This is a genomic window from Alkalibacterium sp. (genome assembly GCF_046484155.1).
Taxonomy (GTDB): domain Bacteria; phylum Bacillota; class Bacilli; order Lactobacillales; family Carnobacteriaceae_A; genus Alkalibacterium.
The window spans coordinates 1-18,038 of record NZ_JAWOBT010000112.1; the positions used below are offsets into that span (position 1 = coordinate 1).

General features: G+C 39.7%; 15 protein-coding genes. All 15 read left to right on the forward strand.

Annotation, left to right across the window (positions count from 1 at the left end; all coding sequences use genetic code 11):
* Positions 1 to 563 (forward strand): UMP kinase (gene pyrH / locus R6U02_RS08095; protein WP_410263106.1); only part of this gene is annotated, 563 nt, incomplete at its 5' end.
* Positions 560 to 1,117, forward strand: a complete 558-nt coding sequence (gene frr / locus R6U02_RS08100) for a ribosome recycling factor (RefSeq protein WP_410263107.1) — start codon at positions 560 to 562, stop codon at positions 1,115 to 1,117. The genes pyrH and frr, both read left to right, overlap by 4 nt.
* A 393-nt stretch (positions 1,118 to 1,510) precedes the next feature.
* Complete coding sequence (locus tag R6U02_RS08105) at positions 1,511 to 2,233, forward strand: isoprenyl transferase (protein ID WP_410263108.1); 723 nt, start codon at positions 1,511 to 1,513, stop codon at positions 2,231 to 2,233.
* Positions 2,234 to 2,257: 24 nt separating this feature from the next.
* Positions 2,258 to 3,037 carry a phosphatidate cytidylyltransferase gene (locus R6U02_RS08110; RefSeq protein ID WP_410263109.1) on the forward strand — a complete coding sequence of 260 codons (780 nt, stop codon included), beginning with the start codon at positions 2,258 to 2,260 and terminating at the stop codon, positions 3,035 to 3,037.
* A gap of 22 nt (positions 3,038 to 3,059) precedes the next feature.
* Positions 3,060 to 4,325: an RIP metalloprotease RseP gene (gene rseP / locus R6U02_RS08115; RefSeq protein ID WP_410263139.1), complete on the forward strand. Its 1,266-nt coding sequence runs from the start codon at positions 3,060 to 3,062 to the stop codon at positions 4,323 to 4,325.
* Between the two features lie 25 nt (positions 4,326 to 4,350).
* Positions 4,351 to 6,069, forward strand: a complete 1,719-nt coding sequence (locus R6U02_RS08120; RefSeq protein WP_410263110.1) for a proline--tRNA ligase — start codon at positions 4,351 to 4,353, stop codon at positions 6,067 to 6,069.
* 86 nt (positions 6,070 to 6,155) lie between these two features.
* Positions 6,156 to 10,487, forward strand: a complete 4,332-nt coding sequence (locus tag R6U02_RS08125) for a PolC-type DNA polymerase III (RefSeq protein ID WP_410263111.1) — start codon at positions 6,156 to 6,158, stop codon at positions 10,485 to 10,487.
* A gap of 165 nt (positions 10,488 to 10,652) precedes the next feature.
* On the forward strand, positions 10,653 to 11,150 hold the full coding sequence (gene rimP / locus R6U02_RS08130) for a ribosome maturation factor RimP (protein WP_410263112.1): 498 nt from the start codon (positions 10,653 to 10,655) through the stop codon (positions 11,148 to 11,150).
* Positions 11,151 to 11,163: 13 nt separating this feature from the next.
* Positions 11,164 to 12,594 (forward strand): transcription termination factor NusA, encoded by a 1,431-nt coding sequence (gene nusA / locus R6U02_RS08135; RefSeq protein WP_410263113.1) that lies wholly within the window; start codon positions 11,164 to 11,166, stop codon positions 12,592 to 12,594.
* A gap of 23 nt (positions 12,595 to 12,617) precedes the next feature.
* On the forward strand, positions 12,618 to 12,914 hold the full coding sequence (gene rnpM / locus R6U02_RS08140) for an RNase P modulator RnpM (protein ID WP_410263114.1): 297 nt from the start codon (positions 12,618 to 12,620) through the stop codon (positions 12,912 to 12,914).
* Positions 12,904 to 13,203, forward strand: a complete 300-nt coding sequence (locus R6U02_RS08145; protein WP_410263115.1) for a YlxQ-related RNA-binding protein — start codon at positions 12,904 to 12,906, stop codon at positions 13,201 to 13,203. The genes rnpM and R6U02_RS08145 overlap by 11 nt, the downstream gene beginning before the upstream one ends.
* 22 nt (positions 13,204 to 13,225) lie before the next feature.
* A complete protein-coding gene (gene infB, locus R6U02_RS08150) occupies positions 13,226 to 15,583 on the forward strand; it encodes a translation initiation factor IF-2 (RefSeq protein WP_410263116.1) in 2,358 nt (785 codons plus the stop codon).
* A gap of 27 nt (positions 15,584 to 15,610) precedes the next feature.
* Positions 15,611 to 15,967, forward strand: coding sequence for a 30S ribosome-binding factor RbfA (rbfA, locus tag R6U02_RS08155; RefSeq protein ID WP_410263117.1), 357 nt, complete (start codon positions 15,611 to 15,613; stop codon positions 15,965 to 15,967).
* A gap of 124 nt (positions 15,968 to 16,091) precedes the next feature.
* Entirely contained in the window at positions 16,092 to 17,015 is a 924-nt protein-coding gene (truB, locus tag R6U02_RS08160; RefSeq protein WP_410263118.1) for a tRNA pseudouridine(55) synthase TruB, read from the forward strand.
* Between the two features lie 2 nt (positions 17,016 to 17,017).
* A complete protein-coding gene (locus R6U02_RS08165; RefSeq protein ID WP_410263119.1) occupies positions 17,018 to 17,974 on the forward strand; it encodes a bifunctional riboflavin kinase/FAD synthetase in 957 nt (318 codons plus the stop codon).
* Positions 17,975 to 18,038: the final 64 nt, after the last annotated feature.

Below are 18,038 nucleotides of genomic sequence, written 5' to 3' on the forward strand. Positions count from 1 at the left end.
ATATTTGGCGCGGTCATGTTGGCGCAGAGATGGGTATGGAACGTGCTCAAGCAGATTATATGGGTATGATTGCAACCATTATGAATGGGTTAGCTTTGCAAGACTCATTAGAAAACATAGGGGTCCCTACTCGAGTACAAACGTCGATCGAGATGCGTCAAGTTGCTGAACCTTATATCAGAAGAAGAGCAATCAGACACCTAGAAAAAGGTAGAGTGGTCATCTTTGCTGGGGGTACAGGTAGTCCGTATTTCTCCACAGATACAACGGCTGCGCTGAGAGCTGCGGAAATGCAGGCAGATGTTATCATGATGGCAAAAAACAATGTTGATGGTATTTATTCTTCTGATCCTAACATTTATGAAGATGCCATTAAATATGATGAGTTGACTTATTTAGATATTATCAATAATTCACTGCAAGTCATGGATACGACTGCCTCATCATTGAGCATGGATAACGATATCCCTCTAGTAGTATTTAAATTGAATGAAACTGGAAACATTAAACGTGTTGTTCTAGGCGAAGCAATAGGAACAACTGTCAGGAGGAGCAAATTATGACGGAAGCAATCTTAAAAGAAACACGTGAAAGAATGAAGAAAGCGGAACAGTCTTATTTGAGAGAGTTAGGCACTATCAGAGCCGGTCGTGCTAATCCAAGTTTGTTGAATCGAGTAAGTATTGATTATTATGGTGCACCAACGCCTTTGAATCAGATAGCACAGATTTCAGTACCGGAAGCCCGTGTATTGCTTATCACACCTTACGATAAGAGTGCTTTGGGTAACATAGAAAAAGCCATCAATCAGTCTGACGTTGGTATTCCACCTTCAAATGATGGCAATGTTATTCGCTTGATCGTTCCCGCGTTAACGGCAGAACGACGTAAGGACATTGCAAAACAAGTAGGTAAAGAAGCTGAGAATGCTAAAGTCGCGATCAGAAACATTCGTCGTGATGAAATGGACGCACTTAAAAAAGCTGAAAAAGCCGGAGACTTGACTGAAGATGATTTGCGTGAGTACGAAGAGGAAGTTCAAAAATTGACAGACGCCAGTGTTAAAGCTGTCGATAAATTGTCTGAAGAAAAAGAGAAAGAAATTATAGAAGGTTAAAAAGTAAGGAGAGTAGCACAGGGAAACTTAACAGAATGCCTCTTTGAGGTATCATTCTCTAAGTTTATGAGCTACTCTCCTTTTTCTTAGGAAAACATTAAAGTTTATCTATAATGTATTTATTAACAAGTTTGGTGACGATTGTTGTCACAACAATACTTATGATATACTTTCGTAAACGTCTCACGTGGGCGTTCCTCCCTCAATAATCTTTAATAAATGATACTAATTATACATACAGTATAGCAAATAAGCAGTAAGTGATAAACTATATTGGTTTGACTATTTTTTTATAATAGGGAATTGTTATGGCAATTGATGCATATTTTCACTACAATAGAAGAGATGTCGCAGACTTTAGGAGGGTAAGGTGTAGCTTAAACACCGGCTAATATGAATGAACAAGAAAATAATAGTCCCAATCACGTAGCCATCATTATGGACGGGAATGGACGATGGGCTGAGAAACAAGGGAAAGCAAGAAAGTTTGGACACGAAGAAGGCATGGAAGCTATTCGTAGAGTGACGATGCGAGCAAGCGAGAGAGGGGTGAAAGTCCTCACCTTGTATGCTTTTTCTACAGAAAACTGGAAACGACCTCCTCAAGAAGTCCATTTTTTGATGCAATTACCCATTCTCTTTTTTGACCGGTTTGTACCTGAACTTCAAGAAAAGAATGTTAAAGTGAATATGATAGGCTTTGAAGATAAAGTCCCAAAATCTACGAAAAAAGCGATCAACAAAGCAATGGATCAGACGAAAGAAAACACGGGTATGGTGTTGAACTTCGCTTTTAATTACGGCGGGCGGGCTGAGATCACTAAAGCCACACAAGTTCTTTGCAAGAAAGTATTAAATAATGAAATTTCATGTGATGATATAACAGAAGAACTCATAGAAGAACATTTATTTACACGTTCGATAGCCCCTTATCATGAGGTTGATCTACTCGTAAGAAGTAGTGGGGAAAAACGATTAAGTAACTTTTTACTATGGCAAAATGCTTATAGTGAATTTTATTTTACGGATTTATTATGGCCCGATTTCGATGGAGAAGTTTTTGATGGTGCTATCGCAGAATATCAGAAAAGACGGCGACGATACGGAGCCGTTTAATATACAGAAAGCTGAGGATAGGATATGTTGACTAGAATACTGACAGCCATTATAGCACTAGTACTATTTATACCAATAATTTTGATAGGCTCGTGGCCATTGGCCATTGTGATGACGTCTTTAGCTGTTATTGGCCTTGCAGAATTTCATAAAATGAAAAAAATAACCATAACATCAGTACCAGCACTCCTGTCATTAATAGGAGTGGCCTTGATGGTTTTATCCGTTTATTTCCCAGTTCTTTTTGCGGTTGAAGTCTTTACACGAACTATAAGTTTAGTTATGATCCTGCTCTTTTTATATTCTATAGCCTTTACTCGACTGACAACACAGGATATAGGAGAAATCACTCTGATTATGACCTATATAGGCATTGGATTCTATTCGTTTGTTTCATTGAGATTCAGTAATCTACCTTTGCTTATTTTAGTTTTGTTAGTCATTTGGGCAACGGATACAGGTGCATACCTGATTGGAAGAAAAATAGGGAAAACAAAATTGGCACCGAACATTTCTCCGAATAAAACGATTGAGGGATCTATAGGAGGCACAATTTTAGCGTCGGCTTTAGCCTTTGTTTATTTGTTTTATTTCCCACAATCGGATTCCCTGTTTGCTAATTTTTTATTAGTGATCATTATTTCCATAACCGGACAAATTGGAGATTTGCTTGAATCAAAGATAAAAAGAGAGTACCATACAAAAGACTCAGGGAAATTATTGCCTGGACACGGAGGCGTCCTAGATCGTTTCGACAGTTTGCTTCTTGTTTTAAACCTGTTGTTTATATTGGGCATCGTATGATTTATAAAGGAGTTTTGATATGATTCAAAATATTTTAGCATTCATTTTAGTTTTCGGCATTATCGTTGTCGTACATGAGTTCGGCCATTTTTACTTTGCTAAACGTGCGGGTATATTGGTTCGAGAATTCTCTATAGGATTTGGTCCTAAACTATTTTATCACCGTAAGGGAGAAACGACTTACACTATTCGCATGTTACCCGTAGGCGGTTACGTCAGAATGGCCGGCTATGAGGAAGAAGCCGATTTAAGGCCGGGTATGGCTGTTCAACTAACGCTCGATGAAAACGAGGACGTTGAACAGATAGACATACAAGCATCAGATGCAACGGTTGATACGATCCCTGTAGAAGTTTCATCATTTGATTTTGATGAAAAAATGTATTTAACCGGCCGTGTAGGTATGGACACAGAAGAAACAACATTCAGTGTGAAACGTAATGCCTTGCTGGTTGAAAAAGACGGAACAGTCCTGCAAATAGCACCTAAAGACCGACAGTTCCAAAGTGCATCATTACCAAACCGCATGCTCACAAATTTTGCCGGCCCGTTAAACAATTTTATACTGGCTATCCTTGCTTTTACGCTTTTAGCGTTTGTTCAAGGAGGCGTCCGTTCTCAAGAAGCTAGAATCGGGGACATAGCGGAGGATACACCCGCAGCAGTGGCTGACATCGAAACAGGAGACAGAGTACTGGCGATCGATGAACAGGAAGTCGATTCCTGGAATGACATGGTCATGATCATCCAAGAGAATCCCAATGAAGACCTTACTTTCAGACTGGAGTCGCAAGACGGCGCTGTTTATGAAGAAACCATAGAACCGTCTGCTGAAGAAGTAAATGGGACCACAGTGGGCAGAATCGGAATACAAGCTTATATCGATGAAAGTCTGGGAGCGAAATTGACCTATGGCTTCACCGAAACAGTGTTCATTACAAGCCAGATCTTTACACTGCTCGCTTCTTTCTTTACAGGAGGATTTAGTGTCGATCAGTTAGGTGGACCGGTCGCCATTTACGCGACGACAGAAGCAGTTGTTCAAGCAGGAGCCATCGGTTTGATCAGCTGGCTAGGATTTCTGAGTGTCAACTTGGGAATCATGAACTTGCTGCCTATCCCAGCTTTGGATGGTGGGAAGCTGTTATTAAATATCATTGAAGGTATACGTAAGAAACCACTAAGTCAAGAAAAAGAAGGCTATATCACTTTAATCGGCGTTCTATTTTTGCTCATTCTCATGTTATTAGTCACGTGGAATGATATACAAACATTCTTTTTAAATTAATCATCGAAGGAGATATCAGTTAATAATGAAGCAGTCAAAATTATTTGCACCTACATTAAGAGACGTACCAAGTGATGCAGAAGTCATCAGTCATCAATTACTACTCCGAGCAGGGTATATCCGTCAATTATCAGCCGGCATATATACCTACCTCCCCTTGGCAAATCGCGTGCTGGAGAAAGTCAAGACGATCATCCGAGAAGAGCTTGATGCAATAGATGGATCTGAGATGTTACTTCCATCTTTACTTCCTGCCGATTTATGGAAAGAATCAGGACGTTATGAGACATATGGTGAAGACCTCATAAAATTGCAAGACAGACATGAACGGGATTTTATTTTAGGCCCAACACATGAAGAGACATTTGCTAAATTAATTAGTGAAGACATAAAGTCATATAAAAAATTACCCTTACTCTTGTATCAGTTCCAAACCAAGTACCGTGATGAAAAAAGACCGCGTTTTGGTTTGATGAGAGGTAGGGAATTCATCATGAAGGATGCGTATACTTTTCATGATAGTTATGAAAGTTTAGATGAATCCTACGATGCCATTGCCCAAGCGTACACTAACGCCTTTAAAAGAATGGGCTTGGATTTCAGAGCAATCATCGGGGATGCAGGTGCCATGGGTGGAAAAGATTCCATTGAATTTATGGCCTTAGCCGATGCGGGTGAAGACACGGTCGTTTATTCTGATTCAACGGATTATGCAGCTAATTTAGAAATGGCGGCAAGCTACTACAAACAATCACCGAAAACAGATGTACAACTAGGTCTTAAAGAAGTCGATACACCTGACAAAAAAACAATTGAAGAGGTTTCGGACTTCCTGGGAGTGAACAAGAAAAAACTACTCAAGAGTGTCTTGTATATGGCTGATAAAGAAACTCCTGTATTAGCCATCGTTCGTGGAGATCAAGAAGTCAATGAGGTCAAACTTAGAATTGCACTTAATGTAGAAGACGTCGAACCAGCAACAGAAGAAGAGATTGAAACGAAATTCAACACGTATCCTGGATATGTCGGACCAGTCGGTTTGAGCGGGGATGTCAAAGTAATAGCCGATTTACATGTGCAAGACATCGTTAACGGTGTAACAGGCGCAAATAAAGAGCACAAACATTATATGAATGTTAATCCTGACAGAGATTTCACCGTCGATACGTATGCGGATATCCGCATCGTTAAAGAAGGAGATCCAACTCCTGATAATCAGGGAAATCTCTGTTTCACTAAAGGTATTGAAATAGGACATATCTTTAAACTAGGTACTCGATACAGTGATGCAATGAACGCGACCGTACTAGATAATAATGGCAGACAAACCTCCGTTATTATGGGAAGCTATGGCATTGGAGTGAGTCGTCTCCTTTCAGCTATTTCAGAACAGTATGCGGATGAAAAGGGTCTGGTATGGCCTTCATCAGTGGCACCATTTGATGTTCATATCATCCCCGTTCAAGTGAAAAATGAAGAACAGCTTGGACTGGCTAATCAATTATACAAACAGTTCCAGGAACGTGGCTACACAGTACTGATCGATGATAGAAAAGAACGACCGGGTGTTAAATTTACTGATGCTGAATTAATAGGGATTCCCGTACAAATCACCGTAGGCAAAAAAGCTGCCGAAGGTACAGTAGAAGTGACGATAAGAAAAACTGGCGAAATGGTTGAAAGTAAAGTGGCTGATGTTTTCCACACAATAGAAATATTGACGATAAACCACGGTCCAGCATAATAAAGACAAAAACTGAGGCATTCTATGTCTCAGTTTTCTGTGCTATTATGTTGAGGTAGCTAAGAATTTAGAAAGAAGGATTGAATGTGAGTTTAAGCAAATCAGAATTATTTCAAACTCTCTTGAAACAAATAGGTTTCTCTCCATCACTTGAGGAAGCGGAATGGCTAGAAGGTGGGGAAGTAGAATCAGTTACTGTGTATAAGAAAAAAAGAAAATGGCATATCACATTGAAATTGACCAACGTACTTCCATTTCCTTTATTTCTTTCTTTGAAAAATGCTTTGAAGTCATCATTTGAGGTTTTGTCTGAAATAGAATTGTCTATTCATGCGGAAAATCCCGTGGTCACAGAAGAAAAAGTGAAAGACTATTGGAATTATGCTTGTCACCTTAGTGGCGTGGATTCGCCTATTTGCAATAGGATGCTAGCTGAGAGTTACCCGACTAAAGAAGGTAATCAGTGGATGTTTTTAATTGATCAGGAGCTAGCCAAAGAAAAATACGAAACCGATTTTCTACCAAAAATATCTCAAAGTTATCATCAACTAGGCTTTCCAGCGCAATTTAAAATCATGCCCGTGGTTGATTCGCATGCACACGAGAAAAGCATGGAAGAATTTAAACTTCAAAAAGAAGAAGACGATGAAATTCTTGCCCAGGAGTATACTAGGATAGCAGAAAAAGCTGAAAAGAAAAAAGAGGATAAGAAAGAAATGAAAGCGGAGGGTCCGGTCAAGTTAGGCAGACCCATTCCGGCCAATGAAGAAATCAAGCAAATGCTTTTGATTGAAGAAGAAGAGCGACGCGTCACACTCGAAGGTTATGTTTTTGATTCAGAAGTTAGAGAGCTGCGTTCGGGAAGGAAATTGTTGATTTTCAAGATAACGGACTATTCGTCGTCGTTCTCATGCAAACGATTTTCCAATAACGAACAGGATGAAGCCATGTTTGAACGGGTGAAACCGGGAACCTGGCTGAAAGTTAGAGGGAGCATTCAAGAAGACACGTTCATGCGCGACCTTGTCATGAACGTTCAAGACATCACTCAAACTTATCATGCGGAACGAAAAGACACCTACCCCGACGATAATAAACGAGTAGAACTTCACGCACATACGAACATGAGCCAAATGGACGCCACCCCAAATGCTACAGATCTGGTTGAACAGGCAGCTAAGTGGGGACACAAAGCCATCGCCATCACCGATCATGGTGTGGCTCAATCCTATCCGGAAGCACATGCTGCCGGCAAGAAAAACAACGTCAAGATCATCTATGGTGTAGAAGCCAATCTCGTTGATGATGGAGTCCCGATTGCTTACAATGAATCCGAAGAAAGCTTGGATGATGCAACTTATGTGGTCTTTGACGTAGAAACAACAGGACTTTCGGCTATCTATGACAACATCATTGAATTAGCCGCAGTTAAAATGCATAAAGGTAACGTCGTGGAAGAGTTTCAGGAATTTATCGATCCAGGTCATCGCTTGTCTGATACAACGATAAACTTAACGGGGATCACTGATGAAATGGTTCGTGGATCCAAATCAGAAAAAGAAGTGCTTGAACGGTTCAAGTCGTTTTCAGATGGCGGTATTTTAGTCGCTCACAATGCTATCTTTGATATGGGTTTTTTAAACACGTCCTATAAAAAGCATGAGATGGCCATGTCTGATAAACCAGTCATTGATACTCTGGAATTTTCACGTTTCATTAATCCAACGTTTAAGAGCCATCGGTTGAATACGTTGGCTAAACGTTTCAAAGTGAATTTGGAACAGCACCATAGAGCTATTTATGACTCGCAAACGACGGGCCGTTTACTGTGGATATTCATAAAGAAAGCCAAAAAGGAATATAACATTCAACGTCATAATGAACTAAACAAGTATATGGGCGGCGGAGACGCGTATAAAAAGTCTAGACCAAGTCACGTTACGATATGGGCAAAAGACCAAGCGGGATTAAAGAATTTGTTCAAGCTTATTTCAGGGTCATTAGTCGACTATTTTTACCGTGTCCCACGCGTTCCTCGATCATTTCTTGATAAGTATCGCGAAGGATTGATTATCGCATCCGGGTGTGCTCAAGGAGAAGTCTTTGAGGCCATGATGCAAAGAGGGTATGAAGAGGCTAAGAAAAAAGCTTCCTACTATGATTATCTGGAAATTATGCCTAAAGAAGCTTATCAGGATCTAATTAATCGGGAATTAGTCAGGAATAAAGATGATTTAGAAGACATCATAGAGAATATAGTGAAACTCGGTAAAGAACTGAACAAGAAAGTAATAGCGACCGGGAACGTTCATTTTATTCATCCCGAAGACGGGGTTTACCGTGATATATTACTGGAGACGCAGAACAAGTCCCATGTCAGTAAGCACAAAAATCCTCCGGTCTATTTCCGTACCACGGATGAAATGATGGAGAGTTTAGCCTTTTTAGGTGATGAAACGGCTGAAGAAGTTGTTATTAAAAACCCGAACGAACTGGTTGACAGTATTGCCGATGATATCACACCGGTCAAACAAGACTTGTATACGCCCAAAATGGAAGGCGCTGAGGAAGAGATCCGTAAAATGAGCTATGATAAAGCTTATGAATTATACGGCAACCCCTTACCGGAAATAATCGAAGCGCGCATGGAAAAAGAACTGGACAGTATTATAGGGAATGGATTCTCGGTGATTTATCTCATTTCACAAAAGCTGGTGCATAAGAGTCTCGAAGACGGCTACTTAGTCGGTTCCCGGGGTTCGGTTGGGTCCAGTTTTGTTGCGACAATGACAGGAATCACCGAGGTCAACCCTATGCCGCCGCATTACCGCTGTATAGAATGTCAGCACTCAGAATTCTTCACTAACGGAGAAATTGGCTCAGGATTTGATTTGCCAGAAAAAAAATGTCCGAAGTGTGCAGCCCCATTATATAGGGACGGTCAGGATATCCCGTTCGAAACATTTTTAGGATTTAACGGCGATAAAGTGCCGGATATCGATCTGAACTTTTCGGGTGAATATCAGGCAAGAGCCCATTTATATACTAAAGAACTATTTGGAGAAGATTATGTCTTCCGAGCAGGAACGATAGGAACGATTGCAGATCGAACAGCTTTTGGATATGTAAAAGGTTATGAACGGGATCACCAGTTAAGTTATCGGTCTGCTGAGGTCGACCGTCTATCCAAAGGGTTGACAGGCGTCAAACGTACGACAGGGCAGCACCCAGGAGGGATCATTGTTATTCCTGATTATATGGATGTCTATGACTTTTCCCCTATTCAATATCCGGCTGATGACCGGGAATCTGAATGGAAGACAACGCATTTCGACTTTCATTCTATTCATGACAATGTATTGAAACTAGATATACTTGGGCACGATGATCCAAGTATGATCCGGATGCTGCAGGATTTATCCGGTATTGACCCATTGGATATTCCTGTTAATGATCCAGATGTCATGAAACTGTTCAGCGGAACCGAAGTCTTAGGCGTTACAGCGGAACAGATTTATTCCAAAACGGGAACACTTGGTGTCCCTGAGTTTGGGACACGTTTTGTTCGACAGATGCTGGAACAAACGAACCCAACAACATTTGCCGAGTTACTCCAGATTTCAGGCTTATCTCACGGAACGGACGTGTGGCTGGGCAATGCCGAAGAGTTGATTAGACAGCATAATATCCCACTGGCAGAAGTGATCGGTTGTCGTGATGATATTATGATCTATCTACAACATCAAGGCCTGGAAGATGGTTTAGCCTTTCAAATTATGGAATATGTCAGAAAAGGACGAGGCATTCCAGATGACTGGCAAAAAGAGATGCGCAGCAATGATGTCCCAGAGTGGTACATTGCTTCCTGCCTGAAAATCAAGTATATGTTTCCTAAAGCCCATGCGGCAGCCTATATATTAATGGCTTTGCGTGTTGCGTACTTTAAAGTGCATCACCCTCTATACTATTACGCTGCATATTTTTCCATTCGAGCAAGTGATTTTGATTTAGAAGCGATGTGTAAGAGTAAAGAAGGCATCAAAAGCCGAATGAAGGAAATTACAGATAAAGGTATGGATGCCTCTACCAAAGAAAAGAATTTGCTTACAGTATTAGAATTAGCAAATGAAATGGTTGAACGTGGTTATGACTTTAAGATGGTCGATATTGATGAATCGGATGGCAAGAATTTCCTGATTCAGGAAAATACCTTATTATCTCCGTTCAGAGCTATTCCGTCACTAGGCGAAAGCGTGGCTAATGCCATCGTGGAAGCGAGAAAAGATGGGCCATTCTTATCTAAGGAAGACTTATCCAGACGAGGAAAAGTCTCAAAAACAATTATGGAATATTTAGAAACAAATCGAGCGCTGAAAAGCTTGCCTGATGAAAATCAACTATCGCTGTTTGATCTCTAATTCGAAGGGGTCAAAGTTGCGGTAGATAGGAATCTATGGTACACTATTAACGAATCGAGCGAGATAGACTGAGTAAAGAGTGAGCGAATCCGCTCACTCTTTTTCACAGCCTTTATTTAGAACGTAAATTATGACGCTTAATGTCTGAAAGGAGTGAAGGTGTAATTGAAAACAGTTGAAAAAGTTAAAGAAATATCACAACCTGTTGCAGCAGAATTGGGTTATGAGCTGGTCGATGTCGAATATGTAAGAGAAGGTAAAAACTGGTTTTTACGTTTATATATCGATAAAGAAAACGGGGTCGGTCTTGATGATTGTGCCTTGTTTAGTGAGAAAATAGGAGAAAAATTAGATTCTATTGAACCTGATCCGATACCCTATGCTTACTACCTTGAAGTTTCTTCACCGGGAGCTGAAAGACCACTCCATTCAGATAATGATATAAAAAATGCGGTGGATCAATATATCCACGTAGCTCTACATGGTGAAGTTCAAGGAGAAAAAAGCTTTGAAGGTAAACTAAAAGAGTGGCATGAGGATTACATTGTTTTAACGGTGAAAGATAAAACTAGACGCAAAGATATTCAGATCGAAAAAAAACATATAGCTAAGGCTCGATTAGCTATAGATTTTTCAGACGTAAAACACGCTAAGAATGAGTAAAAGGAGTTAAAATATGAGTAAAGAATTAGCAGCTGCTCTTGAAACTTTAGAAAAAGAAAAAGGTATTTCTAAAGAAATCGTTATCGATGCTTTGGAAGCTGCCCTTATTTCAGCCTATAAACGTAATTACGGAACTTCTCAAAATGTTGAAGTTAGTTTCAATGAAAAAAAAGGTACGGTAACTGTTTATCAAGTTAAAGAAGTTGTGGAAGAAGTATATGATTCACAATTAGAAGTTAGTATAGAAGATGCAAGAGAACGCAATAAAGCCTATGAAGTTGGCGACAAAATCAAATTTGAAGTGACTCCAAAAAACTTCGGACGTATTGCCGCTCAAACAGCTAAGCAGGTTATCATGCAGCGACTGAGAGAAGCCGAACGCACAATTATCTATAACGAGTATATTGAATACGAAGATGATTTGATGACCGGTACGGTTGAAAGACAAGACAATAAATTTATTTACATCAATTTGGGTAAAGTAGAAGCAGTGTTGTCAAAGCGAGACCAAATTGAAAATGAAACGTATCAAACACACGACCGCATCAAAGTGTATGTGAGCAAAGTAGAAAATTCAACTAAAGGACCACAAGTTTTTGTTAGTCGTACACATCCTAACTTGATCAAACGTCTGTTTGAACAGGAAGTTCCTGAGATTTATGATGGTATTGTGGAAATTGTTTCCATTGCGCGTGAAGCTGGCGATCGATCCAAAATCGCTGTGTTTTCTCGTGATGAAAATGTTGACCCGGTTGGCACCTGTGTTGGACCGAGAGGCTCACGTGTTCAAGCCATCGTTAATGAATTGAATGGTGAGAATATGGATATTGTTGAATGGGACAAAAATCCTTCTGTGTACATTAAAAATGCACTGAACCCAGCTCAAGTCGTCGATGTTAAGTTTGATGACAATCAACATTCGTGTGTCATCGTCGTTCCAGATTATCAACTTTCGTTAGCCATTGGTAAACGTGGACAAAATGTCCGTTTGGCAGCAAAACTAACTGGATTCAAAATTGATATCAAATCAGAATCCGACATGGCATCTCTTGAACAGGAAACAGCCGCACTGAAAGATGATTCATTCTTTGAAGCTTTAAATGAGGACGATGCAGATGCGACGAATGATCTTGAGTCAATGATCGAGACGCCTTCATCGTTTGAAGATGACGAGTCAACTGAAGTCGTTGAGTATCAAGATGAAAATATATCAGATGATGCGGATTCTACCGTACTAGCCGAAGACAATAGTCAAATGGATAGTCAACCGGAAGAACCTGTAATGGACACAGACTTTCAAGCGGGAGAACTCGATTCCAATGATGCAGAAGATTTAGTTGAGTTAGCAGAAAAAAGAGACGACATGGGCGAAGAAGAAGCCTCAAAAGCCTCAATGGAAGAAATAGATGAGAAGACGTTTCCGGAGGATGAAAACAATTTATAATAAAGCGAATAAGGGGTGGGATTATGCAAAAGCGTAAAATACCCATGAGGAAATGTGTCGTTTCTAGGGAAATGAAGCCAAAGAAAGAAATGGTTCGTATTGTCAGAAGCAAAGATGGCGACGTCTCAGTCGATCCGACAGGCAAGAAAAACGGACGGGGCGCCTATATATCTTTAGATACCGCATTAGTTAAAGAGGCAAAAGATAAAAAAATATTTAACCAAACGCTTAATGCACAAGTGGATGATTCTTTCTATGATGACTTGATGGAATACATCGATTATAAAAAAGCGAGAATGGAAATTGAGAATGAACAATAAAGAACGTGCTTTAAACTTATTAGGATTAACTCAGCGTGCTGGCAAGTTGATTTCTGGTGAAAGTTTAGTTCTTCAATCGATAAGATCCAATAAAGCAAAGATAGTCTGTCTAGCGTCTGATGCTAGCGACAATGCACAAAAACAATTTTTGAATAAGTGTGAGTATTATGATGTTCCTTTAGTAACAGCATTTACACGAGAAGAAATTTCTCACGCTTTAGGGAAGGACCGGACAGTATGTGCCCTCATGGATGATGGTTTTATGCATTCCCTTCAAAAATTGCTCTAATTAAGAATGGGAAGGTGATTATATGGGCAAAAAAAGAGTCTACGAATTTGCAAAAGAAAATAACATGGCTAGTAAAGAAGTTTTAGAAAAAGCTAAGAATCTGGGATTCGATTTCAGCAGTCATATGGCCTCGATGGAAGATAAAGAGGTTGAACAACTGAAAAAAGTAATCAGCCAGAACAACGTGCCTAAAGAAAAACCGGCTTCTTCTAAACCAGCAAAAGAAGTCAAAAAATCTGATGATAACAGAAACAATACGAGCCAGCATCAGAATAAGCAGACAAAATCTGCAGATAAAGCTACTCGACCTGCACCAGTAACGAATCAGAACAAAAAAACTGAGAGCCAATCTCAGCATAGTAAAGGACAAAATAATATAAATAATAAAAAACCCGGATCACATGCCGCAAAAAAACCAACAACACAAGAGAATAAAAGTGGAGCGCCTGAATTACCTAAACGCACAACGGATGAACAGCAAAAACAATCCTTTGAAAACAAAAAAAGACGAAACTCTAGACAGCATAGAGGTATACACGGTGGACCAGCAGGTGCAAGAAGACGTAAGGGTAAGAGAAATCAAAAGGCCCCAGTATCCTCTACACCGCGTAAGCATAAAGATTTGCCGGAAGTTTTAGAGTATACTGATGGCATAACTATTGTTGAATTAGCGAAAAAATTGCATCGTGAACCAGCTGAAATCGTCAAAAAATTATTCATGATGGGTGTTATGGCAACTCAAAATCAATCATTAGATAAAGAGACGGTTGAATTATTAGCTACTGAATATGGTATTGAAACGGAAGAAAAAGTGAAAGTTGACTTAACTGACTTCAATACTTTCTTTGAACAAGCACCTGCAGAAGAAAATATGGTGACTCGTCCTCCAACCGTAACCATTATGGGTCACGTTGACCATGGTAAAACAACATTATTGGACAGTTTACGTGAAACTAAAGTGACTGAAGGCGAAGCTGGCGGAATCACTCAACATATTGGTGCGTATCAAGTGAAAGAAAAAGGTAAAATAATTACGTTCTTAGACACACCTGGTCACGCAGCGTTTACTACCATGCGTGCACGTGGTGCTGACATCACTGATATAGCCATCATTGTTGTCGCTGCTGATGACGGTGTCATGCCTCAAACAGTCGAAGCAATCAACCATGCAAAAGCTGCAGGAGTGCCAATCATCGTCGCTGTGAATAAGATAGACAAACCAGGTGCCAATCCTGATCGCGTTATGCAGGAATTGACAGAATATGAATTGGTCCCTGAAGATTGGGGCGGAGATACGATTTTTGTTCAAATATCGGCTCTCTTCAATCAAAATCTGGATGAATTACTTGAAATGATTTTACTTGTTGCTGAAATCGAAGAATTAAAAGCAGATCCTAAACGCCCAGCTATCGGTACAGTTATTGAAGCACGTTTAGATAAGTCACAAGGTCCAATCGCTACACTTCTTGTTCAAGAAGGAACACTCCGTCAAGGTAACCCTATTGTTGTAGGAAATACCTATGGTCGCGTGAGAACGATGACCAACGATAAAGGACGTCGTGTAAAAGAAGCGGAACCATCTACGCCAGTAGAGATTACTGGTTTAAATAACACGCCTCAAGCCGGAGATCGTTTTGTTGTCTTTGAAGATGAAAAAACTGCGAGACAAGTCGGTGAATCAAGAGCAGCGGTTGCAACTGAAGCTCAACGTTCAATTACCAATAAAGTAACACTGGAAAACTTGTTTGATAGTTTAGAAGAAGGCGAATTGAAATCGGTCAACGTCATTATTAAAGGTGATGTCCAAGGTTCTGTTGAAGCATTAGCAGCTAGTTTGGAAAAAATCGAAGTGGAAGGTGTTAAAATCAACATCATTCATACCGGTGTCGGTGCAATCAATGAGAGTGATGTCACATTAGCCTCTGCGAGCTCGGCAATCATCATCGGATTTAACGTAAGACCAACTATCCAGGCAAAAGAAAGTGCTAGCCGTCAAGGAGTCGACATCCGCACGCACCGTATCATTTATAATGCTATCGATGAAATCGAAGCAGCGATGACTGGCATGCTTGATCCTGAATATGAAGAAAAAGTTACTGGTCAAGCACTGGTTCGCGAGACGTATGATGTTTCAAAAGTTGGAACGATTGCCGGCTGTCTTGTTACCGATGGTGTGATCAAACGCAGCAGTTCTATCCGCTTGATCCGTAATGGTATCGTGAAATTCGAAGGTGAACTTTCAAGTCTGAAACGCTTCAAAGACGATGCAAAAGAAGTTAAAAAAGGATTCGAATGTGGTTTAACGATTGAAGGTTATAATGAAATTGAACTTGATGACATTATTGAAGCCTATGAAATGGTTGAAATCAAAAAAAAATAAACTAAATCTTAAGGATAGGTGACCATTATGCCTAACTATAGAGTAGGTAGAGTATCGCAGGAAATTCAAAAAGAAGTGACAGATATCTTACGCAAACGTGTTCGTGATCCCCGTGTAGACGGCGTGAATGTTACGGGCGTGGATGTCACTGGCGATCTACAGCAGGCAACGATTTATTACAGTACACTTTCTGATGATGAAGATAGTGTAAGTAAAACGCAAACAGGTTTAGATAAAGCGACAGGCTTGATTAGAAAAGAATTAGGTAATCGACTATCGCTCTACAAAACGCCAGAATTAACGTTTGCGCGTGACGAATCTGTTGCCTATGGCAGCAAGATCGATCAGCTATTAAACAAACTAAAAGAAGATCAAAACGAATAAGTCTATAAGTAAGATTTGGAGTCGTTTTTCTTGGTATAAGAAAAGGAGAGAATCTTTGTTTATTGAACATAGATTCTCTTTTCTTTTGTAAAATTTTAAATAAAGCACTATCTAGGAGGATACAATGGAAGGGTTATTACCTATATGGAAAGAAAGAGGAATGACAAGTCACGATTGTGTTTTCAAATTAAGAAAAATACTTAAAACAAAAAAAATTGGACATTCGGGAACATTAGACCCAGATGTCGATGGGGTTTTACCGGTAGCGATCGGTAAAGCGACTAAAGTCATCGAGTATATGATGGATTCTAAGAAGATTTATACAGGCGAAATAACATTAGGATTTTCAACGACAACAGAAGACAGTTCAGGTGAGGTTGTCGAAGAAAAGCCCGTAGATTTTAACATCGATGAAGATGACATTGACAAGACGTTATCTGAATTCAAAGGAGTAATAACGCAAACACCTCCAATGTATTCTGCCGTAAAGGTAGATGGCAGAAGATTATATGAGTATGCAAGAGAAGGTTTAGTTATTGACAGACCTTCAAGAGAAGTGACCATTTATTCATTCGACCGAACATCCGACGTAGTAAGGAATAAAGAAAAAGAAACTCTTTCTTTTTCTTTTAAAGTTGTATGTGGCAAAGGGACATATGTCAGAACGTTAGCTGTTGATGTAGGTGCAAAATTAAAAAGTCCTTCTCATATGTCTGATCTGACAAGAGAAGCAAGCAGTGGCTTTAACCGTGAAGAAGCATTGACACTATCCGAAGTGCAAGTATTAGTTGATGAGAAACGAGTAGAAGAGGCTATTTTCCCTCTTGAAAAAGCATTGAGTCACATGCCAAGTTATGAGTTGGATTCGGACGAATATCTTAAAGTGAGAAATGGTAGCCTTTTAGAGCGTCAAGTCTACTTAGCGAAGGATGAAGAGGAAATAGTTTTCTATTACCGGGAAAAAGCTGTAGCTATTTATAAGGCTCACCCGACAAAATCACAGTACATTAAACCTGCAAAAGTTTTACGTAACGAATTGGTGGTATAAGTATGGACATAAGAAAAATTCATCATCCGTATGATAAAGAAGAAATTATCAAGGAAGATATTGTATTGGTTTTAGGTTTTTTCGATGGTGTGCATAGAGGACATCAAGCTGTCATAAACAAAGGTGTTCAAATAGCAAAAGAAAGAGGATTGAAATGTGCCGTCATGACATTTAAACGTCATCCTGCTTTTGTTTATCGAAGCTTTGACCCTGACAAGCACTCGTATCTGACACCTCTCGACCGTAAAGAATATATCATTGAAAATCTTGGCGTAGATATTTTATATGAGGTCGATTTTACTGCCAAATTTGGTAGACTGTCGCCTCAGGAATTTGTCGATCAGTATATAGTTGAGTGGCATGCTAAAATAGTCGTTGCAGGCTTTGACTATACTTATGGGAAAGCGGCACAAGCGAATATGGACATACTGCACAAGTATGCTAAAGACAGATTCGATATTGTTAAAGTGGAGAAGAAGATGGATGAAGATGATAAAATCAGTTCCACCCGTATTCGAAGATACATCAGTGAAGGAAAAATTGATCAAGCAAACAAATTACTGGGCTATATTTATGAAATAAGTGGTTTTGTTGTTCATGGTGATGCCCGAGGTAGAGAGCTGGGTTATCCTACAGCTAATATCTATCCACATCCTTATGTCATGGTGCCAAAAAGAGGTGTCTATGCCGTTAAAATGTGGGTCAACAACGAGTGGCTAGATGGCATGGCGTCTATTGGATACAACCCGACATTTGGTTATAGACCAAGTTATTCGATCGAAGTGCATATCTTTAATTTTAACGAAGATATTTATGGAGAAGATGTAAAAATAAAATGGGTCGACTATCTGCGAGATGAAATAAAATTTAACTCTGTTGAAGAATTAATTGAAAAATTAGATCAAGATGAACTGGATGCTAAAGAAAGTTTGTCAAAGGTCAAAATAAATCAGATTTAATTGTTGACAGTAATCATTAGATTTGTTAAATTATAGATGTGTTAGCACTCGGCGACTTCGAGTG